This is a genomic window from Wolbachia endosymbiont (group B) of Protocalliphora azurea (assembly GCF_947251865.1).
GTDB lineage: Bacteria > Pseudomonadota > Alphaproteobacteria > Rickettsiales > Anaplasmataceae > Wolbachia.
The window spans coordinates 1,138,789-1,162,960 of record NZ_OX366394.1; the positions used below are offsets into that span (position 1 = coordinate 1,138,789).

General features: G+C 33.9%; 22 protein-coding genes and 4 pseudogenes. 6 read left to right on the forward strand and 20 right to left on the reverse strand.

The window, feature by feature from the left end:
- Positions 1 to 2 precede the first annotated feature (2 nt).
- Positions 3 to 890: pseudogene (locus OPR35_RS05355) on the forward strand (IS256 family transposase); the annotation flags it as partial.
- Positions 891 to 925: 35 nt separating this feature from the next.
- Here OPR35_RS05355 and OPR35_RS05360 read toward each other — a convergent pair.
- A complete protein-coding gene (locus OPR35_RS05360; RefSeq protein WP_265024688.1) occupies positions 926 to 2,158 on the reverse strand; it encodes an IS256 family transposase in 1,233 nt (410 codons plus the stop codon).
- A gap of 71 nt (positions 2,159 to 2,229) precedes the next feature.
- Here OPR35_RS05360 and OPR35_RS05365 point away from each other — a divergent pair.
- Positions 2,230 to 2,580 (forward strand): annotated as a pseudogene (locus tag OPR35_RS05365) (transposase); the annotation flags it as partial.
- A 2-nt stretch (positions 2,581 to 2,582) separates the two neighbouring features.
- Here the strand turns inward: OPR35_RS05365 and OPR35_RS05370 are convergent.
- The 11 genes and pseudogenes from OPR35_RS05370 to OPR35_RS05420 all read right to left on the reverse strand — a co-directional run.
- Positions 2,583 to 3,746: pseudogene (locus OPR35_RS05370) on the reverse strand (IS256 family transposase); the annotation flags it as partial.
- 29 nt (positions 3,747 to 3,775) lie between these two features.
- Positions 3,776 to 4,243: a hypothetical protein gene (locus tag OPR35_RS05375; RefSeq protein WP_265024782.1), complete on the reverse strand. Its 468-nt coding sequence runs from the start codon at positions 4,241 to 4,243 to the stop codon at positions 3,776 to 3,778.
- Positions 4,244 to 4,313: 70 nt separating this feature from the next.
- Positions 4,314 to 5,738, reverse strand: a complete 1,425-nt coding sequence (locus OPR35_RS05380; protein ID WP_265024783.1) for a hypothetical protein — start codon at positions 5,736 to 5,738, stop codon at positions 4,314 to 4,316.
- 158 nt (positions 5,739 to 5,896) lie between these two features.
- Entirely contained in the window at positions 5,897 to 6,373 is a 477-nt protein-coding gene (locus tag OPR35_RS05385) for a hypothetical protein (protein ID WP_264687678.1), read from the reverse strand.
- Positions 6,374 to 6,421: 48 nt separating this feature from the next.
- Positions 6,422 to 7,402 carry an IS481 family transposase gene (locus OPR35_RS05390; RefSeq protein ID WP_019078870.1) on the reverse strand — a complete coding sequence of 327 codons (981 nt, stop codon included), beginning with the start codon at positions 7,400 to 7,402 and terminating at the stop codon, positions 6,422 to 6,424.
- A gap of 62 nt (positions 7,403 to 7,464) precedes the next feature.
- Positions 7,465 to 8,462: pseudogene (locus tag OPR35_RS05395) on the reverse strand (phage tail protein).
- Between the two features lie 104 nt (positions 8,463 to 8,566).
- Positions 8,567 to 9,316 carry a hypothetical protein gene (locus tag OPR35_RS05400; RefSeq protein WP_019236525.1) on the reverse strand — a complete coding sequence of 250 codons (750 nt, stop codon included), beginning with the start codon at positions 9,314 to 9,316 and terminating at the stop codon, positions 8,567 to 8,569.
- A gap of 162 nt (positions 9,317 to 9,478) precedes the next feature.
- Positions 9,479 to 10,270 carry a baseplate assembly protein gene (locus tag OPR35_RS05405; protein ID WP_230609256.1) on the reverse strand — a complete coding sequence of 264 codons (792 nt, stop codon included), beginning with the start codon at positions 10,268 to 10,270 and terminating at the stop codon, positions 9,479 to 9,481.
- 2 nt (positions 10,271 to 10,272) lie between these two features.
- A complete protein-coding gene (locus OPR35_RS05410) occupies positions 10,273 to 10,608 on the reverse strand; it encodes a GPW/gp25 family protein (protein ID WP_096097272.1) in 336 nt (111 codons plus the stop codon).
- A 7-nt stretch (positions 10,609 to 10,615) separates the two neighbouring features.
- Positions 10,616 to 11,653 (reverse strand): PDDEXK nuclease domain-containing protein, encoded by a 1,038-nt coding sequence (locus OPR35_RS05415; RefSeq protein ID WP_264336166.1) that lies wholly within the window; start codon positions 11,651 to 11,653, stop codon positions 10,616 to 10,618.
- Between the two features lie 37 nt (positions 11,654 to 11,690).
- A complete protein-coding gene (locus OPR35_RS05420; RefSeq protein ID WP_230609252.1) occupies positions 11,691 to 11,945 on the reverse strand; it encodes a PAAR domain-containing protein in 255 nt (84 codons plus the stop codon).
- Positions 11,946 to 12,079: 134 nt separating this feature from the next.
- Between OPR35_RS05420 and OPR35_RS05425 the strand changes: the two genes are divergently transcribed.
- A complete protein-coding gene (locus tag OPR35_RS05425) occupies positions 12,080 to 13,060 on the forward strand; it encodes an IS481 family transposase (RefSeq protein ID WP_019078870.1) in 981 nt (326 codons plus the stop codon).
- Positions 13,061 to 13,262: 202 nt separating this feature from the next.
- Here OPR35_RS05425 and pyrE read toward each other — a convergent pair whose 3' ends face one another.
- From pyrE to hemC, 4 genes are all read right to left on the reverse strand, one after another.
- On the reverse strand, positions 13,263 to 13,853 hold the full coding sequence (pyrE, locus tag OPR35_RS05430) for an orotate phosphoribosyltransferase (protein WP_052265028.1): 591 nt from the start codon (positions 13,851 to 13,853) through the stop codon (positions 13,263 to 13,265).
- Positions 13,850 to 15,034, reverse strand: coding sequence for a dicarboxylate/amino acid:cation symporter (locus OPR35_RS05435; protein ID WP_265024784.1), 1,185 nt, complete (start codon positions 15,032 to 15,034; stop codon positions 13,850 to 13,852). Before OPR35_RS05435 ends, pyrE begins: the two co-directional genes overlap by 4 nt.
- A gap of 68 nt (positions 15,035 to 15,102) precedes the next feature.
- The gene (gene murB, locus OPR35_RS05440; protein ID WP_265024785.1) at positions 15,103 to 15,987 is read right to left on the reverse strand and encodes a UDP-N-acetylmuramate dehydrogenase; all 885 of its coding nucleotides are present in this window, start codon (positions 15,985 to 15,987) and stop codon (positions 15,103 to 15,105) included.
- The gene (gene hemC / locus OPR35_RS05445; protein ID WP_007301916.1) at positions 15,978 to 16,856 is read right to left on the reverse strand and encodes a hydroxymethylbilane synthase; all 879 of its coding nucleotides are present in this window, start codon (positions 16,854 to 16,856) and stop codon (positions 15,978 to 15,980) included. The genes murB and hemC overlap by 10 nt, the downstream gene beginning before the upstream one ends.
- 119 nt (positions 16,857 to 16,975) lie before the next feature.
- Here hemC and OPR35_RS05450 point away from each other — a divergent pair, with 119 nt between their 5' ends.
- Together OPR35_RS05450 and secD are read left to right on the forward strand one after the other, a co-directional pair.
- Positions 16,976 to 17,350 (forward strand): hypothetical protein, encoded by a 375-nt coding sequence (locus OPR35_RS05450; RefSeq protein ID WP_007301917.1) that lies wholly within the window; start codon positions 16,976 to 16,978, stop codon positions 17,348 to 17,350.
- Positions 17,351 to 17,422: 72 nt separating this feature from the next.
- On the forward strand, positions 17,423 to 18,937 hold the full coding sequence (gene secD, locus OPR35_RS05455) for a protein translocase subunit SecD (protein ID WP_012481842.1): 1,515 nt from the start codon (positions 17,423 to 17,425) through the stop codon (positions 18,935 to 18,937).
- 279 nt (positions 18,938 to 19,216) lie between these two features.
- Here the strand turns inward: secD and OPR35_RS05460 are convergent, their stop codons facing one another.
- The 3 genes from OPR35_RS05460 to OPR35_RS05470 form a co-directional block, all read right to left on the reverse strand.
- On the reverse strand, positions 19,217 to 20,131 hold the full coding sequence (locus tag OPR35_RS05460) for an outer membrane protein (RefSeq protein ID WP_265024786.1): 915 nt from the start codon (positions 20,129 to 20,131) through the stop codon (positions 19,217 to 19,219).
- A 59-nt stretch (positions 20,132 to 20,190) separates the two neighbouring features.
- Positions 20,191 to 21,417 (reverse strand): tRNA (N(6)-L-threonylcarbamoyladenosine(37)-C(2))-methylthiotransferase MtaB, encoded by a 1,227-nt coding sequence (gene mtaB, locus OPR35_RS05465; RefSeq protein ID WP_007301920.1) that lies wholly within the window; start codon positions 21,415 to 21,417, stop codon positions 20,191 to 20,193.
- A 219-nt stretch (positions 21,418 to 21,636) separates the two neighbouring features.
- Entirely contained in the window at positions 21,637 to 22,191 is a 555-nt protein-coding gene (locus tag OPR35_RS05470; protein ID WP_007301922.1) for a hypothetical protein, read from the reverse strand.
- A 363-nt stretch (positions 22,192 to 22,554) separates the two neighbouring features.
- On the opposite strand from OPR35_RS05470, the gene OPR35_RS05475 reads away from it, so the two are divergent.
- Entirely contained in the window at positions 22,555 to 22,803 is a 249-nt protein-coding gene (locus OPR35_RS05475) for a hypothetical protein (RefSeq protein WP_007301923.1), read from the forward strand.
- Between the two features lie 326 nt (positions 22,804 to 23,129).
- On the opposite strand, the gene OPR35_RS05480 is transcribed toward OPR35_RS05475, so the two are convergent.
- Positions 23,130 to 24,146, reverse strand: a complete 1,017-nt coding sequence (locus OPR35_RS05480; protein WP_265024787.1) for a hypothetical protein — start codon at positions 24,144 to 24,146, stop codon at positions 23,130 to 23,132.
- Positions 24,147 to 24,172 lie beyond the last annotated feature (26 nt).

Below are 24,172 nucleotides of genomic sequence, written 5' to 3' on the forward strand. Positions count from 1 at the left end.
ATATGAGTCAAGCAAATAGAACTACTGGTTTGGTAGATTATAAAGAATTAGAAACAAATATCCTGTCATCTATACGAGAAGGAAGACCATTGACAGGAAGAGATGGAGCATTAACACCGTTTATAAAAAGGCTGCTAGAGGCAAGTCTGGAAGGTGAAATAGAAAGCCACATGTCAGCTAAAAGTGAAGAAAATAACCGAAGAAATGGAAGGAATGCAAAAACTTTACGTACAAGTTCAGGCTCATTTGAACTATTAACACCAAGAGACAGAGAAGGAAGCTTTGAACCGCAAATAGTCAAAAAAAGGCAAACAAGCCTACATCCAGAACTTGAAGCAAAGGTCTTAAGTACATACGCCAGTGGCATGGGATACAGAGACATAGCTTCACACGTTGAGGAAATATATGACCATAAAATATCAGCAGCAGAGATATCCAATATTACTGATAAACTGCTACCAATAATCAATGAATGGCGCAGCCGTCCATTGCAATCAGTGTATCCAATAGTGTTCATGGATGGCATGTTTTTTAAGGTCAAGGAGGACGGACATTGCGTAAGTAAATGCATGTATAATATATTGGGTATAAATCAAAATGGCAGAAAAGAAGTATTAGGTTTTTATCTGGCTGAAAGTGAGGGAGCTAACTTCTGGTTGGGAGTTTTAAATGACCTCAAAGAAAGAGGAGTAGAAGATATTCTGATTGCATGTGTAGATGGGCTAAAAAGCTTTCCTGCAGCCATCAACAGTGTATTTCCCAGTGCAGAAGTGCAGCTATGTATAGTACACCAAATAAGAAATTCTCTGAAATATGTATCCAGTAAAGATGTAAAAGTTTTCATGAATGATCTGAAAAAAATATATCGTGCTTCAAGTAAAGAAATTGCTGGGGAACGTTCAAAAAAGTGTGTCAAGCCGCATTTTTAGTTCAACTCAATTTTCAATCTATCTGGAAAGAAAATATCAAGTTGAGACATAGTTAAAGCCCAATTAGGGAGAGCCATAATCCACCTTTGCTCTACCTTTTTTATAGCACAATATACCTGTTTGTACAAGGCATTTGTACTAGTAAATGAACCCTTAGTTTTAGTAAATTTCCTGATTTGTCTATGCAACCCCTCAATTGGATTAGTGGTGTAAATCAGCTTCCTAACTGGCCCAGAATACTTAAAATAACTGGATAAGTTTTCCCAATTGTTCTGCCAGGATTTTATAACTAAAGGATACTTTTCTCCCCATTTTTCTTCCAGCTCAAGCAGATAATTCTCAGCAATTTCTTTACTTGAAGCACGATATATTTTTTTCAGATCATTCATGAAAACTTTTACATCTTTACTGGATACATATTTCAGAGAATTTCTTATTTGGTGTACTATACATAGCTGCACTTCTGCACTGGGAAATACACTGTTGATGGCTGCAGGAAAGCTTTTTAGCCCATCTACACATGCAATCAGAATATCTTCTACTCCTCTTTCTTTGAGGTCATTTAAAACTCCCAACCAGAAGTTAGCTCCCTCACTTTCAGCCAGATAAAAACCTAATACTTCTTTTCTGCCATTTTGATTTATACCCAATATATTATACATGCATTTACTTACGCAATGTCCGTCCTCCTTGACCTTAAAAAACATGCCATCCATGAACACTATTGGATACACTGATTGCAATGGACGGCTGCGCCATTCATTGATTATTGGTAGCAGTTTATCAGTAATATTGGATATCTCTGCTGCTGATATTTTATGGTCATATATTTCCTCAACGTGTGAAGCTATGTCTCTGTATCCCATGCCACTGGCGTATGTACTTAAGACCTTTGCTTCAAGTTCTGGATGTAGGCTTGTTTGCCTTTTTTTGACTATTTGCGGTTCAAAGCTTCCTTCTCTGTCTCTTGGTGTTAATAGTTCAAATGAGCCTGAACTTGTACGTAAAGTTTTTGCATTCCTTCCATTTCTTCGGTTATTTTCTTCACTTTTAGCTGACATGTGGCTTTCTATTTCACCTTCCAGACTTGCCTCTAGCAGCCTTTTTATAAACGGTGTTAATGCTCCATCTCTTCCTGTCAATGGTCTTCCTTCTCGTATAGATGACAGGATATTTGTTTCTAATTCTTTATAATCTACCAAACCAGTAGTTCTATTTGCTTGACTCATATCAAACCTCCATTTTTTATATCAATTTATTACTTTTTTTTCGGTTTGACACACTTTTTTGAACATTCCCAATTGCTGAGAATTATCTGCTTGAGCTGGAAGAAAAATGGGGAGAAAAGTATCCTTTAGTTATAAAATCCTGGCAGAACAATTGGGAAAACTTATCCAGTTATTTTAAGTATTCTGGGCCAGTTAGGAAGCTGATTTACACCACTAATCCAATTGAGGGGTTGCATAGACAAATCAGGAAATTTACTAAAACTAAGGGTTCATTTACTAGTACAAATGCCTTGTACAAACAGGTATATTGTGCTATAAAAAAGGTAGAGCAAAGGTGGATTATGGCTCTCCCTAATTGGGCTTTAACTATGTCTCAACTTGATATTTTCTTTCCAGATAGATTGAAAATTGAGTTGAACTAAAAATGCGGCTTGACACACTTTTTTGAACGTTCCCTTTTTATAGCACAATATACCTGTTTGTACAAGGCATTTGTACTAGTAAATGAACCCTTAGTTTTAGTAAATTTCCTGATTTGTCTATGCAACCCCTCAATTGGATTAGTGGTGTAAATCAGCTTCCTAACTGGCCCAGAATACTTAAAATAACTGGATAAGTTTTCCCAATTGTTCTGCCAGGATTTTATAACTAAAGGATACTTTTCTCCCCATTTTTCTTCCAGCTCAAGCAGATAATTCTCAGCAATTTCTTTACTTGAAGCACGATATATTTTTTTCAGATCATTCATGAAAACTTTTACATCTTTACTGGATACATATTTCAGAGAATTTCTTATTTGGTGTACTATACATAGCTGCACTTCTGCACTGGGAAATACACTGTTGATGGCTGCAGGAAAGCTTTTTAGCCCATCTACACATGCAATCAGAATATCTTCTACTCCTCTTTCTTTGAGGTCATTTAAAACTCCCAACCAGAAGTTAGCTCCCTCACTTTCAGCCAGATAAAAACCTAATACTTCTTTTCTGCCATTTTGATTTATACCCAATATATTATACATGCATTTACTTACGCAATGTCCGTCCTCCTTGACCTTAAAAAACATGCCATCCATGAACACTATTGGATACACTGATTGCAATGGACGGCTGCGCCATTCATTGATTATTGGTAGCAGTTTATCAGTAATATTGGATATCTCTGCTGCTGATATTTTATGGTCATATATTTCCTCAACGTGTGAAGCTATGTCTCTGTATCCCATGCCACTGGCGTATGTACTTAAGACCTTTGCTTCAAGTTCTGGATGTAGGCTTGTTTGCCTTTTTTTGACTATTTGCGGTTCAAAGCTTCCTTCTCTGTCTCTTGGTGTTAATAGTTCAAATGAGCCTGAACTTGTACGTAAAGTTTTTGCATTCCTTCCATTTCTTCGGTTATTTTCTTCACTTTTAGCTGACATGTGGCTTTCTATTTCACCTTCCAGACTTGCCTCTAGCAGCCTTTTTATAAACGGTGTTAATGCTCCATCTCTTCCTGTCAATGGTCTTCCTTCTCGTATAGATGACAGGATATTTGTTTCTAATTCTTTATAATCTACCAAACCAGTAGTTCTATTTGCTTGACTCATATCAAACCTCCATTTTTTATATCAATTTATTACTTTTTTTTCGGTTTGACACACTTTTTTGAACATTCCCAATCTTTCTCGATATCTTCTATTGTTTTATAGAACAACTCATCATCCCCTGTTACAACACTTTTTTTCAAAGCCTTTTCACATATTTCAAGACTATTCTTCTCCCTTTCTATATAAGATTCCCAACAAGAAGGATGAAATAGCTTTGCCAGGCGAAATTCTTTTTTAGCTTTTTTTTCTAATTCATCTTTGTAAGAAATTAACTGATTTGCCAATCCTTGAAATTCATTATCAATTAAGGATAATAACAATCTTTTTGATTCTTCCCGCTTCGTTTTATCTAGTTTCCCTATTTCCTCTTCAACTTTTTCACGCGATCTTACATCTTTCTCGCTCTTGATGTTATCATGAATAAAGCTTTTGCATTCAACAAAACTTTTTATCTCTTGATATTGTCCATAATAGATAGGATGAAAAAGTCTTTGCACAAAACTAAATTCTAGCTCTTTCTCCAGTTCATATAACTTCTCTAAATTTTCTTTCTTTCCGAAAACATTATCAACTATTTCTTTTTTTTTTATTCTTTACTATCTCAACATACTTACCAAGGCTTTCCTCCATACTTTTTAAGATATTGTCAGTAATCGACGCAGGAAACGCTTCTTTTATCTCTTCTAACTCTAATAATGGTAACTTTCCGTATAGAGATTCTTCCTTTTGTTGTTCCGTAAACTGTATTAATAGCATGTCTTTATATAGACGTTCAATCTCTGAAAAACTCAGGTCCGTTGGTAAAGAAAGTTTATCTTTAAATTCCCCTCCATTGCATATAGCTAGCAACTCTAAATCTTTCTTCTTATTGTCTCTTTCCCTATGAATTGCTGCTCTTTCTGCTATTTCATTTAGCATCTCTTGCTCTACTTCCGCAAGAAGAGATACATCCATATTTTCTACTATATACTGCAAACCTCTTTCTACATCATCACTCAGGTTATTTTGTATAATTGACTCACTTAAGATCACCTCATTCGCTCTACTGATAATTCTATGATTTACTCCCTCATGATTCATTCTTCCTCGGTAATCAGAGACATCAACACATTCCATGTTGGACAATAACGATTCTTTTACTCCAAGACTATCAGATAAAATCTTAAGATAATCTTCCACTAACTTATTTATTACTCTTCTCATTGCTTCTTTGTTAAAGGAACTACCTAGCTCGCTCTTTGCACCACTGATTTCATCTTCCGTATAGGGAGAACCGCGCTTTACTATTTCTTTATGTAGTATATGTTTCTTATTCCTTTTTGCTTCATAAAGAACTTCACACAATAACTGTTCATACCAATTATCAAAAAAACTCTTGTCCTTTATTTTAAGTAACAGAGGTTTATTATCTTCAACCACTTTAAACGCTTTTCTTCTTTTACTATCATACGGTAATTCTGTTTTTTGCCTTTCTATATATGAGTACTTATCTTCCACTTCTTTTGCTTTTAATAGCACTCTCTCTAACTCTTTTACCTCTTCGCGAGAAATATAGTTATGATAAATTTCAATGACTTTTGGTAAGTCAAAAGTACATAAATTTGATACATCTGTTTTCTGAACATAACTTTCTAAATCAGAATCACTATTATTAGTTAGAGATTTTAAATTGCTACTTGACGATGGTAAAAGTGCTTTTTCTCTTAATCTAACCTCATTCTCTCTTATTTGTCTTTCTATATCCCTTTTTATGTTGTCTACAAAAATCTCTTTCTCTGGTTTTCGATACTCAGTTAGCACGTTAAGCAGAGCATTATATGCTTGATACTTTGCTTGTGCAATAACCGTTCTAGTAAGAAAAAAACTAGAACAATATAACGATAACCCAATTAGTGACCTTGTACCAATTAGTGCTTGCAGTAGTTTCAAATCTCCAGTTTTAATTATTTCTTCTACTTGTTCTTCAAACGGCTTATCAAAAAAACTCTGCATTTTACCTCTCTAGCTATACAATAAGCATACCTTAACTATCATTAAACCACAAATCAACAACTTTTTTTTGCATAAATTTTTAATTAATTTTGAGTTAAAACTTGACAATTTGTTGAAGGCATACACCATTGAGGTCCGTATAGAAGAAATTATCTTGTTTATATTATCTTCAAAGGAGGATGAGCAGTAATCGATTGTTCATCTACTCTCTCGAGCTTGGTGTTGGGCTTTATAGCATTATACATGGCAAAACCCATACAAACCAACCCAACGATCCCGCCAATTACCGCTATAACGTGTACTTTGGAATATTCAATCAGTAGATAAGATGCAACACAACTTACCAATAATACCGCACCAACAACACCAGCTACAATTGGTTGAATTGATGATTTTTCGTCTGCGGAATTTTCTTTACTGTCAAAATATAGTTCAGTTGGAGATGGGCCATCAGGCTCTTCCTCTGGTAAAGCATTCTGAGCTTTCTTGTTGGTTTCAAATATTAGCTCGCTATCTTTATTAATATCTCCATGCAATTGAGCGGTAGCTTTACTTTCCAATGTTAAATTATCTGTCGACTTCTCTCTTGATTCTGTATCAGTTTTGATTAATTTTCTTTTATGTGTGTGATTCATATAGGTCATAACAACTGATTTGTCAGATTAAGTCTGAATTTTAAATAGTTAAGTAACGTTGTGTTTTTGAATTGACTTTAATCTTTGATCATGCTTGTAATTTTGCATGACAAAAGGCTCCTTTGACGGAATGTAATTTTTTTGCACTTCACTTAAACAAGGAATTGTACTTTCTAGCTCTTTATATTTTTCCCATGGAGTTTTCCCTTGAAGAGAGCTATGAGGACGTTGTCTATTATAATGGTTTTCCCAATCTCTGAGTTTAATTTGTAGGTCAGGATCCTTGATGTTAACACTACTGTAAAATTCATCTAAATCTGTACGCTGAGCTCTTTCCACTTTACCGTTTAAATGCGGGGAAAATGGCTTGATAGGACGAAATTTGATTTTCCATTTTTTCAAATATTCTTGCACCCCATAAGCAAAAAATTCCTGTCCTCTATCGGTTTGAATTCTTTGACAATGAAATGGCATTTTTTCTCTTAGTTGTTCAAGAAAATCTAGAGTGTTTTCTGCAGTACGTCTTGGGTACAATGTAACAACTTTATAACGTGTACAATCATCTATAGCGGTATACTGATAAAGTCCAGAAGCTATTTTGCATACATCCATCTGTATACGTTCTCCTGGTACTTTACAGTTGTAACGCTTTATTTGTTTGCGGTAATGACGTTTAATACGTAAAAGACTTACATCATATTTTTTGAAAACTTTGTGTATAGTAGCCAATGAAAAAGAGAGATCATGTAAACGTTTCAATTCAGTTTGAATACGTCTTGCTCCTAATTTTCTAGTTTTTCTTAAGTGGAGAATAAGTTGATCACTAGATATATTGGTTTTTTGTAAAGGTGAGGTTTTAGGCCTGCTACTAAGATTTTCTAATCCTTTTTCACCAAACTCCTTGTAACGTTTACACCATTTGCGTAAGGTAAAGCGTGAAATATTATAGTGCTGACATACTCTTCCTGCATGACCTAATTTTTTATATAGGTTTACCCAATTCAGGCGTAGCTTAACTTTAGAGTCCATTTACTTGCGGCTTTTATTGTTGATATACTTCCCACCATAATTGTAATAAGGTATATAAACTATCACAAGTACAAATTTCTATTTGATCTTACATTTTTATTGTAATAACCTATATGAATCACACAGCTAAACCTTTCTAAAATTGGCTTGTGTTTTAAATTCCAACGTTGCCCTGAAAGTTTATCGTTTCCCAATACAAATTTATTTCCTTCTTCTTCTATGCTATCAACCGGAAAGCACGCATTTGTTTCTCCTAAGTTCCAACTGTCCGATAATATAACTTGCGCTTTCGCAAACTTTATTTCTGGTAATAAGCTCTGTGGTAGTGGATATAGTGCTTTTAAATTGTACCACTGATGATTTCTTTCATAAATGCCTTTATAATCCCTTGTGTGAGGTTCTGTTTCCCCAAGTACTGCTACATCTAAGCGATATATGTCATTACTAAATGCTTGCTCATAATGGTTACGTAGATAACTCTCTATAACCTTAATTGATGTACCACTAAACCAAAAAAATTTACTCTTCCAAACGATAATACTGGTCCATCTTTTTCAATTTTTATCCCTGAGTAATCCGATAACAAATTTCCAAAAAAGCTTTCATCTAATATAAACCTATCAACGTTATAGTGATCATTGAAAATCCTCATTAGCCGCGATCTTGCTGGTAACGATAGTTTTGCAAGTTCTACTACTGCATCTACAAAAAAGTCATTTGGAACATCTTTTATTCCTATCTGTAATTCAAAAAAGTGCTTGCCAGATGGCTCCTCAATAATTGTAATATCTTCTATATTCGCCCACTTTAGTGCTATTTTGAGTGATGCTGGAGTTCCTCTCAGTCTTTGAAATTTTACTCCTTCTACTACGGCTTTTCTTTTATCCTTTATCCAACGTAGAATTTCCCCCAATTCATATTCCTCAATCAACCACGGCAGTATTTCATCTTTAAGACTAAATTTAAATTCCCTGATGCAACTTGGATTAACTTTGTAGTCGATTGCTTCTACTAGCACTTTTTCTTGCTTTGTTGCGTTTGGCGGTAATAAACTTTTCATTTGCTTTTTCTTGCTCTAACTCTTTTGCTTATATGATACATAAGTAAACAAGAGATAGTTCTGACCTTGGTACGGAAATTTCCTCATTAAAAGTGTATCTGTTACTAAATTTGCTTAACGTAAAAACTGCTTGCCGTTACATTAGACATACTACTTCCAGGCTCATTGAGAGATACTCTGTTTTTTTTATTATCTTCTATTCTATGATTTCTACCACCGAGAGATACAATACCTTTGTTGGCAATGCAAATTATCATATCACCATCAGATTTTGTGAATATCTCTTTCTCCTCGCTTCTAGTATAGTTATGGCTATCATGCAACGCTTTTGCAATACTGTAAATGAGCTTCATATCACCATATGATACTTTTTCAATGCCAGCTCGTGTCAATGCTTTTAGGTCTGAACATATCCTGCTTGCAATTTGGTTAATAATAGCTTTTCTGCCATGCAACCCTCTTTGAATTTCCACAATATCAATCTCAATAATAGCTGTTCTGTCTTCCTTACTAAGCTTGATGTTGGGATGTTCTCTTTGCAGATCGTCAATTTCTTTCTGCTTCAGTTTACTTGAAAAGCACCTGGGTATTGAAAACGCAACAAATCCAGATCCAACTTTCAAGATCTTCATGCCCAACTCTGCACTGCTTCTTAACATTTCTGCGTGTAAACAAACCCTTGGATGGCCATCCACCACTTCTTTTAATGCAACTCTTGCATCTCTTTTAACCTTATCTGATGAATTACACCAATTACATGGATTAAACACATAAACTATTGCATGTAATGGCAAAAGTAGTGCTCTGCCTACAGCCCCGCAAAAGTTTGCATTTGATTGTTGTTCCTGTGCCATTAAAATACCCCCTAATGTTACCTATTTAAGTTTTGTATCCTCCACACATACAATATAATCTGAGGTAATATCGTGTCAATTGATTTACTGCTAATGTAATATATTCAAAAATATTATGAACTTCTTAAAAGTGCTTGCTAGTAAAAGAATACGTTTCAAATCCTATATTTCCTCTAATTTAACATGACTAAGAACTGCACACTCATTACCTAGCACCATAACATTCTCTCTTGGCTCGATTAATTCTACGTTTTCTACACCCTCTACAAATAAATTTGCTATTATCCAAGATTTTGTAACATTCCATCCCAATCTTTTGCTTGCTTCAAACTTCTTGATGAACTGCTTCTTGATTTCCTCCTTTGATATCACAGGACTTATGCTCATTCTGCTGTGAATATCTATTTCCGTAATATTGCAACCAACTACTGTTACTGTATCTGTTAAAACCCTTATATCATCTCTAGTAACCTGCTTTTTTACAATTTCTAGTAGCTCTTCTGACAATATGCCAGTTTGTGTTGATAAGATTGAAATTTGTACTTTTCCTGGTATAGGTGATTCTACTAGTGCATCTTTTACTCTACTATCTGCTGACAGTGCATGATATTTATAATATTCCTTACTTCCTCCTGTTGACCAACCTGCTATTTTTGCTTTTACCCTCTTTCTAAATCTTTCATCCTCTTCTTCTTTTTCTCTCTCTACTCCATAAAATTCAGCCAAATTATCAAGATCTTCTCCCTTTGCAAATTTCAGTAAATTACTCTTTACTGCTTCGTTCATCCTTTGTCTGAGCAAAAGTTCTCGCCATGCTGCTACCTCCAGAATCTTTATCGCTGGATCACTTTCCACCAATCCTGTAAAGCTTGCATCCCGACTCACTAACTCTTCTTTCATTCTGAAAAATATTTCCTCAAAGTTCAGTGGTTCGATAATATTTGGCTGCTGCATTTTTAAACAACTACTCCATTAATATTTATGAACTTACCTTCTGAAAGATAGACACCTTCTAAATTCAATGTTACTCTCCCTTCTTTTACTTCTGTTATCTTCACTTTCTCTAATTTAAACCTTCTCTCCCATTTTTCCAAAGCTTCTGCAGTTGCTGCATATATCTCAAGTGTTAAATCTCTATTTATTGGCTTATCCACCAATTCAAATAATCTTGACCCATAATCTCTCCTCATTATTCTACTGTTAATAGGAGTGGTCAGTATATCAATTATCGATTGCTTTAAGTGCTCTATTCCCTCTAATTCTTTCCCTGTTTTAGCATCCATTCCTTTCATATATTTTTCATGGATTTGACTTAATACTTGCATGTTTTTCACGTGCTATAGAAATAGCCTTTCTCAACTTCTTTTCAAGAATTTCTTTAGAAGGAAGCTGTGTTAAATACTGTGCAACATGAATATTAGAGCCTTCGAGTTCAAGATATTCTATATCCTCTTGATCCTTATCAGCACATAAAATAATCCCTAACGGTTTTTCTTCACCTGCTTTTCGTTCATTTTTATCTAACCAATTTAAATACCATTCCATCTGTCCTTTATAGGCTGGTTCAAAGCGACCTATTTTTAGTTCTATTGCTATAAGGCGTTTTAATCCTCTGTGAAAAAATAGCAGGTCCAAATACCTGTCAGTTGTTTTAGTACTCATCCTTTTTTGACGTGTTACAAAACAAAAATCATTTCCAAACTCTTGTAAAAATTTTGTCAATTCATCCAAGATTGTATTTTCTAGATCAGTCTCACTATAACTTGATGGCAATTCCATGAAGCTAAGGAAGTATGGGTCATGAAAAATGAATTCTGGTGCTAACATATTTTCTTCACGTAAATTTTTTATACTCCTTCTTATGAAATCTTCAGGTTTTTTTGCTAGTGCTGTACGTTCATACAACATAGTATCGATTTTACTACGTAGTGCCCTAACACTCCACCTTTCAATACGACACATTTCTATATAATAATTACGCTTCAGCTCATCAGAAATTGCAATAATTTCTACAAAATGTGACCAACTCAATTGTTGTGACAGTGTCGCGACAATCTCTTGATCAGGAAAGAATTTAGAAAATTGTACCATACGAAATAATGACGCTCTATCAAATCCACGTCCATATTTAATCTGAAGTTCTTTTGCAAGTTGAGAGATGATTTGCTTCCCATAATCTGCACGTTTGTGCTTTAGGATATCTTGATCAATTCTGGAGCCAATTTCCCAGTTTAACAATACTAGAGTAGAGTTGAATTGAACAGAAAGATAATTCTTTGCTCTATCTATTAAATCACTAATGTCTCCTAATAGGCTAGTAGTTATACCCATGTTCATAACCTTACTTTTGGTAAGTATAACAGATGGTTTATTTTTATCCTGAAAAAACATTATTACTTCCACTTATTACCTTGAAACCACAAGATACTGAATCCCCAACTCTTCCCACTCCAAACCCATTTGCAAACACTGTTTTTGATCCTTCAGTTAATACTCTACCTTCTGTAAAATTATCTCCTTTCCGGCAAACTGGCTTACCATTTACAAAAACATTGTTACTGCCACTAACGCAAAAATGTAGTGTTGCTTCTGCACAATAATCTCCTACTCGCACAACCGATTTATTCATCAATTAAGGTGTGTGATTCATATAGGTTATTACAATAAAAATGTAAGATCAAATAGAAATTTGTACTTGTGATAGTTTATATACCTTATTACAATTATGGTGGGAAGTATATCAACAATAAAAGCCGCAAGTAAATGGACTCTAAAGTTAAGCTACGCCTGAATTGGGTAAACCTATATAAAAAATTAGGTCATGCAGGAAGAGTATGTCAGCACTATAATATTTCACGCTTTACCTTACGCAAATGGTGTAAACGTTACAAGGAGTTTGGTGAAAAAGGATTAGAAAATCTTAGTAGCAGGCCTAAAACCTCACCTTTACAAAAAACCAATATATCTAGTGATCAACTTATTCTCCACTTAAGAAAAACTAGAAAATTAGGAGCAAGACGTATTCAAACTGAATTGAAACGTTTACATGATCTCTCTTTTTCATTGGCTACTATACACAAAGTTTTCAAAAAATATGATGTAAGTCTTTTACGTATTAAACGTCATTACCGCAAACAAATAAAGCGTTACAACTGTAAAGTACCAGGAGAACGTATACAGATGGATGTATGCAAAATAGCTTCTGGACTTTATCAGTATACCGCTATAGATGATTGTACACGTTATAAAGTTGTTACATTGTACCCAAGACGTACTGCAGAAAACACTCTAGATTTTCTTGAACAACTAAGAGAAAAAATGCCATTTCATTGTCAAAGAATTCAAACCGATAGAGGACAGGAATTTTTTGCTTATGGGGTGCAAGAATATTTGAAAAAATGGAAAATCAAATTTCGTCCTATCAAGCCATTTTCCCCGCATTTAAACGGTAAAGTGGAAAGAGCTCAGCGTACAGATTTAGATGAATTTTACAGTAGTGTTAACATCAAGGATCCTGACCTACAAATTAAACTCAGAGATTGGGAAAACCATTATAATAGACAACGTCCTCATAGCTCTCTTCAAGGGAAAACTCCATGGGAAAAATATAAAGAGCTAGAAAGTACAATTCCTTGTTTAAGTGAAGTGCAAAAAAATTACATTCCGTCAAAGGAGCCTTTTGTCATGCAAAATTACAAGCATGATCAAAGATTAAAGTCAATTCAAAAACACAACGTTACTTAACTATTTAAAATTCAGACTTAATCTGACAAATCAGTTGTTATGACCTATATGAATCACACACTTATTGTTTTCTGCTGCACGAGATGAAACATGTGAAAACCAAGATTTAGTGTATTTTTAATCATGAAAGGGGTTTTATGGGCAAAATTTAAAAAACCCATAAAACCCTTAGCTAAACCAAGAGAAAATATACTATATAGAATTACTTTGTTAAATATTCTCTACTCCCAGGTTTCGTTATGGGTAATTGTTTTAACTCACTTGGCAGTTCTTTCTCGCTATAGTTTTGAATGTTCAGTTCAATCAAAGATATAATAGAAAAAGGTAGTTTTGTTTCACTACTTCTCTTTATCAAAGAAGCTTCAACAACAACTTTACCTCCCTTCTCTTCTGCACATTTTACTGCTTCAAGTGAAGATTTACCTGTGGTAATCACATCTTCAATTAGTAATATCTTCTCACCTTGTTTAATCTCAAATCCACGGCGTAATTCAAATTTACCATTAACACGTTCGCAAAATATTGTTCGGATTCCAAGCTGTCTACCAATCTCATAACCCACAATTATTCCACCAATCGCAGGAGATAGTATTAAATCTATGGGTTCAATAAGCTCTTTTCTTATTTTATTCGCCAATAGCTCACAAACGTTCATTGCTCTGCTTGGATTTTCAAAAATTTTAGCGCATTGTATGTAAGTGTTGCTGTGCAGCCCTGACGAGAGTACAAAATGTCCGTGCAAAATCGCACCAGCCTCTTCAAATTCTTTTATTATTGTATTATCTAATATCATTCTTGAGTTTGAAATTCTTTATTAATTATCTGCGTTATACAGATATCAGACCACACATTTATTGCAGTTTCAAACATATCAATGATTGTATAAATAGGCAAAATCAATCCCATAATGTACAAAGGAACATTCATTGATACCAAATAACTAGTTGCCATAAAATAGCACCCCATCGGCACTCCAGCGTTACCAATTGCAGCTCCTGTAGCTAAAAAAATCCATATGAACATCTCACTTAAGGAAAATGTGTGCCCATTCATCTCTGCAACAAACATCACTGTAATCAAAATAAATGCAGCACACGCATTCATATTGATAGTTGTACATATTGGTAGAATAAAAGATGACAATTTCTTTGGCACTTTTAGCTGATTTTGCACACAGTCTATGGTTGTAGGCAGCGTTGCACTAGATGATTTAGAAAAAAACGCAAGTGTAAGTGCTGGCATAACACCTTTCATCGTTTGAATTGGTGATATACCTTTATACCACATGAGTAGTGGCAAAATCACAAATGCTTGCACGAAATTTGCAGACATTATGCAAGCAAAATACCAAAAAAGACTATGGAATTCGCTGCCACCTTTTAACTCGTATAAAAAACATGTGATAAAAGACCATACAGCAAGAGGAATAAACTTTAACAACCCTTGAGCAATTTTAAGAAGTGTATCAAACAGTGCAGAGAATATTTGGTGTAATATATCCTGTTTTTCTTTTGAGAGCGAAATAATAGCTCCACCCATCAAAAAAGCAATCAATATGCTGCCAATAACGTTATTTTCAAGAAAAACTTGCACAAAATTTGATGGAATGAGTGATTTTAAGTATGAGAAGTAATTGTGGTTGCTGTCACTCACACTTTCTATTGTGTTACTTATGAAATTTTTTCTTACTGGATCTATGAATAAATAGAAAGATAGCGCAACAAATGCAGCTATAATGGTTGTAAGCAGCGTATAAAACAGCGTCTTCTTAAGTAATACTTTAATTTCAATTGAGTCTTTAAGCCCTGAAATTGTGGATACGATAGATAGAAAAACCAAAGGTAAACTGATTAATTTCAACAAACTGATGAATATATCACTAAATAGCTTTGCTACTTCAAATATCACTTCATTATTTAAATAGTAAGCGACAACTGCAAACAGTATAGAAAAGAATATTGCAAGTTTGCGCATTGAAAATAAAACCTCAAAATAATATTATACAATAATTTTTGGAATTAGGTTAAGATAATCAGCAGCAGCTATCTACCTAACACTCTTATCTCCCACTCAAGTTCAATGTTAAATTTATCTTTTACTGCATCTTGTACTCTGTTGCCAAGGTTTTCTAAGTCAAGTGCAGTTGCATTATTGTAATTGAGTAGAAAATTACAATGTTTCTTAGAAATTTTAGCTCTACCGTTACTTAATCCTCGGCAGCCAGACTCATCAATCAGTTTCCATGCCTTGCAGCCTATTGGATTTTTGAATATACAACCAGCAGTTTTTCCTCTTACTGGTTGACTTTTATTTTTTTTATCAATAACTTCTTTCAATCTTTGCAATATAAGCTCATACTCTGAACTTACTCCTTTAAATTCAGCTTCAATAAAAATCCACCTGCCTTTTAGACTATGTCCACGATAAAAATATCCCATTTCTTCGCTGGAGAATTCATATAAATTTCCATCTTCTAGATTCACTGCCCTTATAAATTTTACAACACTCGCAATATCACTACCATATGCACCTGCATTCATCTCTACCCCACCGCCAACTGTTCCTGGAATTCCAGCAAGAAACTCAAGCCCACTAATTTGCTGTTCTCCGGCAAAGTATGCAAGGTTACTAAGCAGTGCAGCACCACCTGCAACTATGGAGCTATTATCTTTACATTTAATATACGCAAATTCCTTACCTAATTTCACCGTTATTCCTCGAATGCCACTATCTTGCACTATTATGTTGGATGTTGCACCGATAACGCTAATTGGTAACTCCGCATCTTTTATCAAGCACATTAGATCTTCAATGTCACGTGGCTTAAATAGTACATCAGCTTGGCCACCAACATTTAACCAAGTCATTTTAGACATTGAAACATTATAACGGTAGATTCCACATACTTTAGGTAAGCTTATAAGCATTTTGATTTTAACTCTAATCCTGCATCCATACCCATTTTTTCTGCATCTTCTACAAACGAAGTGCGTTCAGTAAAGTATATAACTCTCTCGCCCGCTAACATACAATAAAGATGTAGCATGTTTTCACTCACATATTCTGCTAAAGCTGCAAGCGGTGTAAAGCATGAACCATTTACTGTCTTCATGAAACTGCGCTCTGATTTTGCCCTTATAAAAGACATATTATTATTAATTTTCTCTAAAAGATCGATAACTTTTATATCATTCTTTCGGCATTGAATGCAAATTGTCCCCTGCCCTACTGCGCTTAACATGACTTTTGGTGGCAATACCTCTGTAATTAAGTGATATTTTTTTAATCTTATCAGCCCTGCTTCAGCTAAAATCATTCCATCAAAATTCTGATTTTGCAGTCTAGTTGTCACATTTCCACGCAGTGGCACTACATTTAAGTCTGGCCTGAGATTTAACAGCTGAACTTTTCTTCTTATTGAAGAAGTTGCAATTGTAGCCTGCTGTGGCAAAGTTTTTAGGCTCTTATATTTATGAGAAATAAATACATCACATGGACTTAGCCTCTCTAAAACACAAGGAATTGTTAAGTCCTTCGAGAAAAACGCAGGTACATCTTTTAGCGAATGAACCGCCATATCTATATTATTTTTGAGTAATTCAGCCTCAATCTCCCTGAGGAACAGTCCTTTACCTCCTATTTCAGCAAGGGTTACATTAGCATATTTATCACCAGAAGTTTTGATTTTAATGATCTCAACGGATAGATTAGGAAAAGACTCTAATAATCTTTGTTTTGCTTCCAAAGCTTGGATGAGCGCAAGGTCGCTTCCTCTCGTACCTATTTTAACTAGCATATATCCTTCATATTATATGTCTATATTCTATGCCCATTTTTTATTATCTCCAATTTAGTTATTGAACATTTTACAATTAGCCCTTAGTATCACGAACATTTAGTAATCTAGGAGTATGTATGTTTGATATTTTAAAAGATTCTAATGGCAGATTTAATAAAAAGAATATTTTACCTCTTGTATGTACTACTGTCGCTATTATTCTAACAGCATTAAGTGCAGTAGTAGCAATTCCCAGATTTTCCTCTCATCCTTCTCTATCTAGTCCTCTCGGTTGGAAAGATCCAAGTTATAGTGAATTTCTTGCTATTCACATACCAGCTACCATAGTTACTTTCTCAATACTTGGTTTATGCATTTACCTTCCGATTGATAGCATTAGAAAAAATAAACAAATAGAGAATCTTAAAGCTACCTCTGAACCTCATTCATGGATTTATAATGATATTTTAGAAAAACAAACGCAGACCATCAATTATAGATCAGGGCTTTAGGCGGTCCTAATCTTTTAGGTGCTTGTGATTAGCAACTATTCGGTCTACAATGCACTAATATAGTTTAAATTTATGCCAAACAAGATAATAGTTAAATCTCTTTCAGTGTTACTAATTTTTTTGCTGTCCTTATATATAATACTGCCAAATTTTATTGATAATAAGTTCTTTACCTCAAAAAAGAGAATAAATTTAGGGCTTGACCTGAAAGGTGGATCATCTCTGCTTCTAAATGTAGACTTAGATTTTTACTTCAAAGAGAAACTAAGCATGCTAACCGATGAAATAAAAGAAGGTCTGTTAACACAAAAGATTGAATTTAGCGCAAAAAACGATAAACAAGTGGTTGTAACTTTAAATAATATTGATGATTACAAAAAAGTTTCAACGTTAATACATAAAATAAACCCAAATTTAGAATTGAGTAGAAAAAATACTGCAATTTTCATTTCATATAAACCGCATTATAAGAATTCATTAATCAATGAAGTAGTTTCAGAGTCAATAGTTAATGTTCAAAGACGCTTAGATAAGCTTGGTACTAAGGAAGTAAGTGTGCAAAAACAAGGACAAAATAAGATATTAGTCCAAGTTCCTGGAGTAGAAGACACTCAGCAGATAAAATCTCTGCTTGGCAAAACAGCCAAGCTGGCCTTCCATTTGGCAAACACCAATGTAGCTAAAATGCAAGATATCGATCATGACACTACGATTATGCTCAAGGATTCTTTGGGTAATTCCTACCCGATATTCCGCAAAACTGAAATAGGCGGTGATTCATTAGTTAACGCATCAGTTAGATTTGGCAATTTAGGTAAACCAACAGTACATTTCAAATTCGACAGCATAGCAAGTAAAAAATTTGCAAAAATTACTAAAGAAAATGTAGGAAAGCCTTTTGCAATTGTTTTAGATAACACAGTCTTAACTGTACCAACAATACGTGAACCTATTCTAAATGGAGAGGGAGAAATTAGCGGTAATTTCACTGAAAAACAAGCGAGTGAACTTGCAATACTTTTAAAATCAGGTGCACTACCTGCACCACTTAAAATAATTGAAGAAAAAAACATTGGTCCAAGCCTTGGAGAAGAGTCAATAAAAGCAGGAGAAATTGCAGCAATAATCTCTATCATAGCCGTTGGTTTATCTATAATCATTACTTACGGCAAATTAGGCTTATTAGCGTCTGTTGCACTCGTTTTTAATGTAATCTCTATACTACTCATTCTTACCTTACTTGAAGCAACTCTTACTCTCCCTGGAATTGCTGGAATTGCGCTAACTGTTGGCATGTCAGTGGATGCAAATGTTTTAATATTTGAACGCATCCGCGAAGAAATAAGAGCAGGAAAAAGAACAGCTCGTGCCATTGAAGAAGGATTTAAAAACGCAATAAAAACAATTCTTGATTCAAACCTCACTACACTAATTGCTTCAGGAATAATGTTCATTATTGGTAGCGGAGCAATTAGAGGATTTTCTATCACTTTATCGATAGGAGTTTTATGCTCGATGTTTTCTGCAATTATAGTCACAAAACTTCTGATAGAATTGTGCATCAACCCACAAAAGCTAGTACTTTAGTATCTGTTCAGCAGAGTGACAAAATAAGATAGACGAGAAAAGACAACTAAATGGTTGTCATGAAAGTAGCTATCCAGTCTTTTCGTCGTCAAAAACGTTGTAACATGCTCACCAATTTAGTGAGCATAAAACCAATATATTTGTGGAAGAAAAGGAAAAAAGAAACAGAAACCATCTTCAGGCTATCACAAAGGATATGGCCATAAGATTAAAGATATGGATAGATTTATCAAATTTCTGAATGGAAATCAGGATATTAGAATTGAAAAGATATTATTACTAAAAATTAAACATCAAACCAACTTCAATATTATGAGTGGATATATCGTCTGCAATAGGTGTTGGAATATTAAAGTAACGATAGCCGAGAAAGGTTTTAACTTCTGGAATTACTGAGTAATCAACACCAAGCTTTATTTGATAAACAAGCCAAGGAACATTCAGTGGCATTAAATTTTTAGATGATTTATCAATCCTTTTTAATCTAAAAACTGTTGATCCTATACCAAGACCAATATACGGAGCAAATTGAGTATTTTGAACATTAGAGTTATAGTAAAAATTTAATAAGAATGCAGATACACTTGCTGATTTATCAAATACCGGAGGAGAGTTACTATCTTCAATATTGACTTTAGAATACATGGTCTCAAAATCAACTCGGCCATTTTCTCCAGCATAGTAACCTACAGATATGCTGCTAAGCCACTGAAAATCAATTTTACCGTTAAATTTTTTTATGTTTTTAATTTCATCTCCTAAGAATAGGTCTAAAAGAAAACCACCATAACGGCCCTCAGCTAAAGCAAGAATTCTTTTTCCTATTGCACGTATACCCTCCACAAATACTTCTGAGCTATCAGAATATATCTTACCACCATTAGCACTAACATAGAAATCAAGTTTTTTTGATTTTTCCTTTGTAGGTTCAGCTTGATCTGCAATACTTGGCCATATATTTTTCTGATTAGCTACTTGGAAAACAGAAGGTGAACTACTTTCAAGTTCTTGACATTTTATTGGCACTTCTTTTTCAGTAACTTCTTCAGAATGTATCACACTTTCATTATTGTCCGTTTCTAATTTTAAGGGCTGCACTTGCTCAATGTGTGTATTGTTACTGATATAAGTAATAAAAAAATAGACACACGGAACGAAGATGAAAAATAAAGCAATAGATATTCTAATTATCATAAATGAATTATCACTTATAGTATAACTACTATATCATATATTCCTTTAATGTACAAAAATTAAGAAATAATATTTCCAATTAAACAATTATTTTCTATTCCTTTAACATGAGCTTTCACAATACTTTTAGCTTGAACTCTTGATGTAAGTTTTATTAATGCAAAATTTTCTGTTCTACCAATATTATTCTGCTCAACCAAAACGCTTTGCTCAGTGCCGAGCAAAGATTGATAAAAACTGCTCATCATTTCTTTATTTATTTCTCTTAGATGCTTTACTCGTTCTTTACGTACATTCTCTGATATTTGTGGCATCCGTGCAGCAGGTGTGTTTTTCCGCTCTGAATATGGAAAAGCATGTAGATAAACTACATTTATTTTTTTCAGTAAATCAACTGTATCCTGAAACATTTCATCAGTTTCTGTTGGAAATCCAGCAATAATATCAGCGCCAAATGCTATATTAGGTCTTAAGCTCTTCATTTTATGACAAAATTCTATCACTTGTTCTCTATTGTGACGACGTTTCATTCTCTTTAGTATTAAATTATTACCAGACTGTAGACTCAAGTGTAAGTGAGGCATAAGTCTTGACTCATTAGCTATTAAATCCATTAGTTCATCATCAACTTCAGCAACATCAATAGAGGAAAGTCTTAGTCTCTTTAACTGTGGTATATCCTTTAAAACTCTCCTAACCATCGAACCAAGTGATTGCTTACCAAACAAATCTGTACCAAAGTCAGTAATATCAACACCTGTAAACACCACTTCTTGATACCCATTTTCTATAAAAATCTTAATTTGCTCTATAATATTGTTTACTGGCACAGATCGATTATTTCCTCTTGCCTCAGTAATTGAGCAAAATGTACAACTATGATTACAACCATTTTGAATTTCAATAAATGCCCTTGATTTATCTTCAAATCCATTAATGAGAATAGGTTCTACTTGGTTATCACTGACTAAGATTTCATCATTATTTAGTAGATAATTTTCAGCTCTTAGCTTGTCTTGATTACCTAGCACTTTACTTACACCAGGAATATCACTATATGATTTAGGATCTAATTGAACGGCACAGCCAACTACGATAATTTCTTTACTTGGGTCGTTTTTATAGATCTTACGTATTTTTTGCTTCACTTGGCGTTCTGCTTCGTTTGTCACTGCACAGCTATGCACTACAACAACATTTTCTCTCTTTGCTTTTTTTAATGCTTCTTTGATTAACTCACTCTCGTAGAAATTTAGACGACAACCAAATGTTATTACTTCATTCATGCTTTTGCTTTAATAGATCTAAATTATATCAAATATCCAAGCAAAATGACTATTTTTTTGGTAGATATTATAATTTAAGCATAACCTCTAGAGTTGAAAATCACAGGAAGAATTTGTAGATATACAGTAAGATCATTTAGCATTAAAAAAAGCTTAAGGCCAATGATGTTAACCTCAAGCGAATATAAACCAAAAAACATTTTGCTAAACCTTGAAGCTCTACCATGCAAATTCATCTATATCATTTGGTACATAAGTGTCAGAATAAGCTTCATCCAAACTTTCTGCTTTCCATGGAAGCCATGAAGAAGGTTTTATCTTCTCTAAAACTTTACCTGGTATTGATGTTATCTCTTGCTTTACGTCTTCTTTTAATTTTTCTATTTGTAACCGAGCAAAATCTTCCACGCGAACCATGAGTTTATCTGTTAGCTCTTTTATCATGTCTTGATTTTGTTCTGCAACTTTCTTTGTAATAGGTACGACAATTTTACTTATAATCTCCGTTCCTAATGGAACAACGATTTGCTTTGCAACCTGATCACTAACAGGTTTAATAAGGTAATCTGCTATACTCTTTGCTGTATCTCCAGTCAGATTTGTTACTTTTTTTAAACTATCACCAATAATACCATAGTTTTTTTGGTACATCATATCTTCATCAGCAACTTCATATCTTCCTAAATCATCATACATTCCCATTTGTTGGTGAGACAATCCATTTGCATCAGATACATATCCGTATTTATTAAGTGAATTGGAATTAGACCGCATAACATTCTCCTAATTATTTATATATGCCTATTTTAGTATGAAACAACTAACAAAACATTAACTTTTAAGAACTCTTCTCAATTAATACATCAATAAAGGTAAGACCATATAATTTTCTCCTTTCTTGATACTATTCTCCTCCGAACTTAGTTCACACAGTTATTCAGACACTTCTGAATTTACCACCCCAAATTCCACTGCTTTTTTATATTTTGACTAGGTCTTCTCCTACAATTAGATAATCAGTACTCTTATCTGAAATGTACCATATAACTACACCAAGCTACAAATATGACACAAGAGTTTAGATTATTTTAGTTATTCTCTTGTATAAGATACTCTTTATATCAAAAAGAGGACCATATGAGTGAAGCAACTTTTTCTGAAAAAAATCAGCTTTCTAGAGAAGACATAGCAGAGTTAACAGAACTTATGTGTCTTGAACGAAGTGAAGTAAGTGAAAGTGGAACAGGGCTATTAGAACTTATAGCTGAACAGGAGCAAATACTTGAGGATTTAGGAATAGAATCAAAAGAGCTTTTATGTTCTCAGCATACAGGAATGTATGAGAACCTTAGTCAGCCCTATTCTACGGATCTCGAGGTTTTATAGCAGATATATAGATTATCATTATTATTGATACCTACTCAAGAGTTGCTATGGCAAACAGAGAAAACTGCAATTACTGCCGCTAATCTTTTTAATATATCTTTCTTTGATGGTGCTATTATCGCGCATTTTGACTGATATGGGCTATGATAAACCAGAAAATCACAGCTATATTTAGGAATTGAGACAAGGCCTCATTTAGGTAAATATTGCTATGCAGACTTTTCTTGATAGCAAGCATATTGCTTTTTAGAAAAATATTAGTAGCATCAAACATAGAGATTGACATTAGTTTTTCTGTCAGATTAAGTTGCGTCTAGTACATATTATCAAGGTGAAATTTCACGTTTTTTATTAAGAGGATCCACATCTGGATCTTCTATATAGTTTTGAGGTTGTTCTTGAAACACAAGACGTTCTCCCTCAAAGTTATACTCCTCACCTTCATATAAAGAATCTTCTTCTTCAAAATTGTGTTCTATTTCTACTTCAAACTTGAATCCTAACTTCTCGCAGAATTTATAGAAATATTCTTTAATAATATCAAATAAACTTATGCCATCAGTTTTATAATCTCTCAATTTTCGAGGCACAGTAAGTGACAATTTGCCATCTTTATATATCACATCATCTTTCCCATCTTGAGATTCAAGTGTAAATTCCAGTGAGCTGGATAGATCACATACCTTATCACCGAATTGACCATTACTCTCGTGGAAGAATATAGGTAGTTTCATATCAGACCTAATACTCACATTATTTTGGTTAACATAATCAATATTTATAACTTTTTCAGGGGAAGATACTATAAGTGAATATTGTTCAAGCGCAATTTGAGATTCTATAGATACAATAGCTTCATACCCTGCCTGATTACAATTGGTAACCAATTCCTCTAAGATAGAGTCACTTGGAACCTGAGCGTTGGCATATTCAAATATTTCCTTAAAAACTTCTTTTGCAAATGCACGATAACTCTTGTTTTTATCTCCTTCTTTCGGTAATAGATGCGTGTGTTCTTTGCCTAAATCGTAAAATCTTTTAATCTCTTCTTTATATTGATCAGTTTTTTTATCACTAGGGATTTCCGGATCTTCACAATATTCTTCCCAAATCTTATCAAATCCTTCCTTATTTCTGTTTACCAGCGCTTTAATTAAGATTTTGTCTATATTTCTGTCTTTAATAACAAAGTCCATTCTGTCAAAATCTTTATATATAGCTTCACCAGAATTTGCTGCTTTATTATCTCTTGGAGCTCTTAACTTACTGAAATCAAACTTTTCTGCCTGAGCTTTTAGTGTAACGACTGGATTTTCATTTTTTTCCTGTGTAGAGTTGTTCATTGTTAATACTTTGATATGAATTGCTG

What these genes read in the sequence shown, in the direction of transcription:
- OPR35_RS05360 (WP_265024688.1), bottom strand. Translation starts at nt 2,158, where the DNA reads ATGAGTCAAGCAAATAGAACTACTGGTTTGGTAGATTATAAAGAATTA.
- OPR35_RS05410 (WP_096097272.1), bottom strand. Translation starts at nt 10,608, where the DNA reads ATGAAAGGAATGGATGCTAAAACAGGGAAAGAATTAGAGGGAATAGAG.
- OPR35_RS05435 (WP_265024784.1), bottom strand. Translation starts at nt 15,034, where the DNA reads ATGCGCAAACTTGCAATATTCTTTTCTATACTGTTTGCAGTTGTCGCT.
- OPR35_RS05400 (WP_019236525.1), bottom strand. Translation starts at nt 9,316, where the DNA reads ATGGCACAGGAACAACAATCAAATGCAAACTTTTGCGGGGCTGTAGGC.
- OPR35_RS05405 (WP_230609256.1), bottom strand. Translation starts at nt 10,270, where the DNA reads ATGCAGCAGCCAAATATTATCGAACCACTGAACTTTGAGGAAATATTT.
- OPR35_RS05450 (WP_007301917.1), top strand. Translation starts at nt 16,976, where the DNA reads ATGTTTGATATTTTAAAAGATTCTAATGGCAGATTTAATAAAAAGAAT.
- mtaB (WP_007301920.1), bottom strand. Translation starts at nt 21,417, where the DNA reads ATGAATGAAGTAATAACATTTGGTTGTCGTCTAAATTTCTACGAGAGT.
- OPR35_RS05390 (WP_019078870.1), bottom strand. Translation starts at nt 7,402, where the DNA reads ATGGACTCTAAAGTTAAGCTACGCCTGAATTGGGTAAACCTATATAAA.
- pyrE (WP_052265028.1), bottom strand. Translation starts at nt 13,853, where the DNA reads ATGATATTAGATAATACAATAATAAAAGAATTTGAAGAGGCTGGTGCG.
- OPR35_RS05470 (WP_007301922.1), bottom strand. Translation starts at nt 22,191, where the DNA reads ATGCGGTCTAATTCCAATTCACTTAATAAATACGGATATGTATCTGAT.
- OPR35_RS05475 (WP_007301923.1), top strand. Translation starts at nt 22,555, where the DNA reads ATGAGTGAAGCAACTTTTTCTGAAAAAAATCAGCTTTCTAGAGAAGAC.
- OPR35_RS05415 (WP_264336166.1), bottom strand. Translation starts at nt 11,653, where the DNA reads ATGAACATGGGTATAACTACTAGCCTATTAGGAGACATTAGTGATTTA.
- secD (WP_012481842.1), top strand. Translation starts at nt 17,423, where the DNA reads ATGCCAAACAAGATAATAGTTAAATCTCTTTCAGTGTTACTAATTTTT.
- OPR35_RS05385 (WP_264687678.1), bottom strand. Translation starts at nt 6,373, where the DNA reads ATGAATCACACACATAAAAGAAAATTAATCAAAACTGATACAGAATCA.
- OPR35_RS05425 (WP_019078870.1), top strand. Translation starts at nt 12,080, where the DNA reads ATGGACTCTAAAGTTAAGCTACGCCTGAATTGGGTAAACCTATATAAA.
- OPR35_RS05380 (WP_265024783.1), bottom strand. Translation starts at nt 5,738, where the DNA reads ATGCAGAGTTTTTTTGATAAGCCGTTTGAAGAACAAGTAGAAGAAATA.
- OPR35_RS05420 (WP_230609252.1), bottom strand. Translation starts at nt 11,945, where the DNA reads ATGAATAAATCGGTTGTGCGAGTAGGAGATTATTGTGCAGAAGCAACA.
- OPR35_RS05460 (WP_265024786.1), bottom strand. Translation starts at nt 20,131, where the DNA reads ATGATAATTAGAATATCTATTGCTTTATTTTTCATCTTCGTTCCGTGT.
- OPR35_RS05480 (WP_265024787.1), bottom strand. Translation starts at nt 24,146, where the DNA reads ATGAACAACTCTACACAGGAAAAAAATGAAAATCCAGTCGTTACACTA.
- murB (WP_265024785.1), bottom strand. Translation starts at nt 15,987, where the DNA reads ATGCTTATAAGCTTACCTAAAGTATGTGGAATCTACCGTTATAATGTT.
- hemC (WP_007301916.1), bottom strand. Translation starts at nt 16,856, where the DNA reads ATGCTAGTTAAAATAGGTACGAGAGGAAGCGACCTTGCGCTCATCCAA.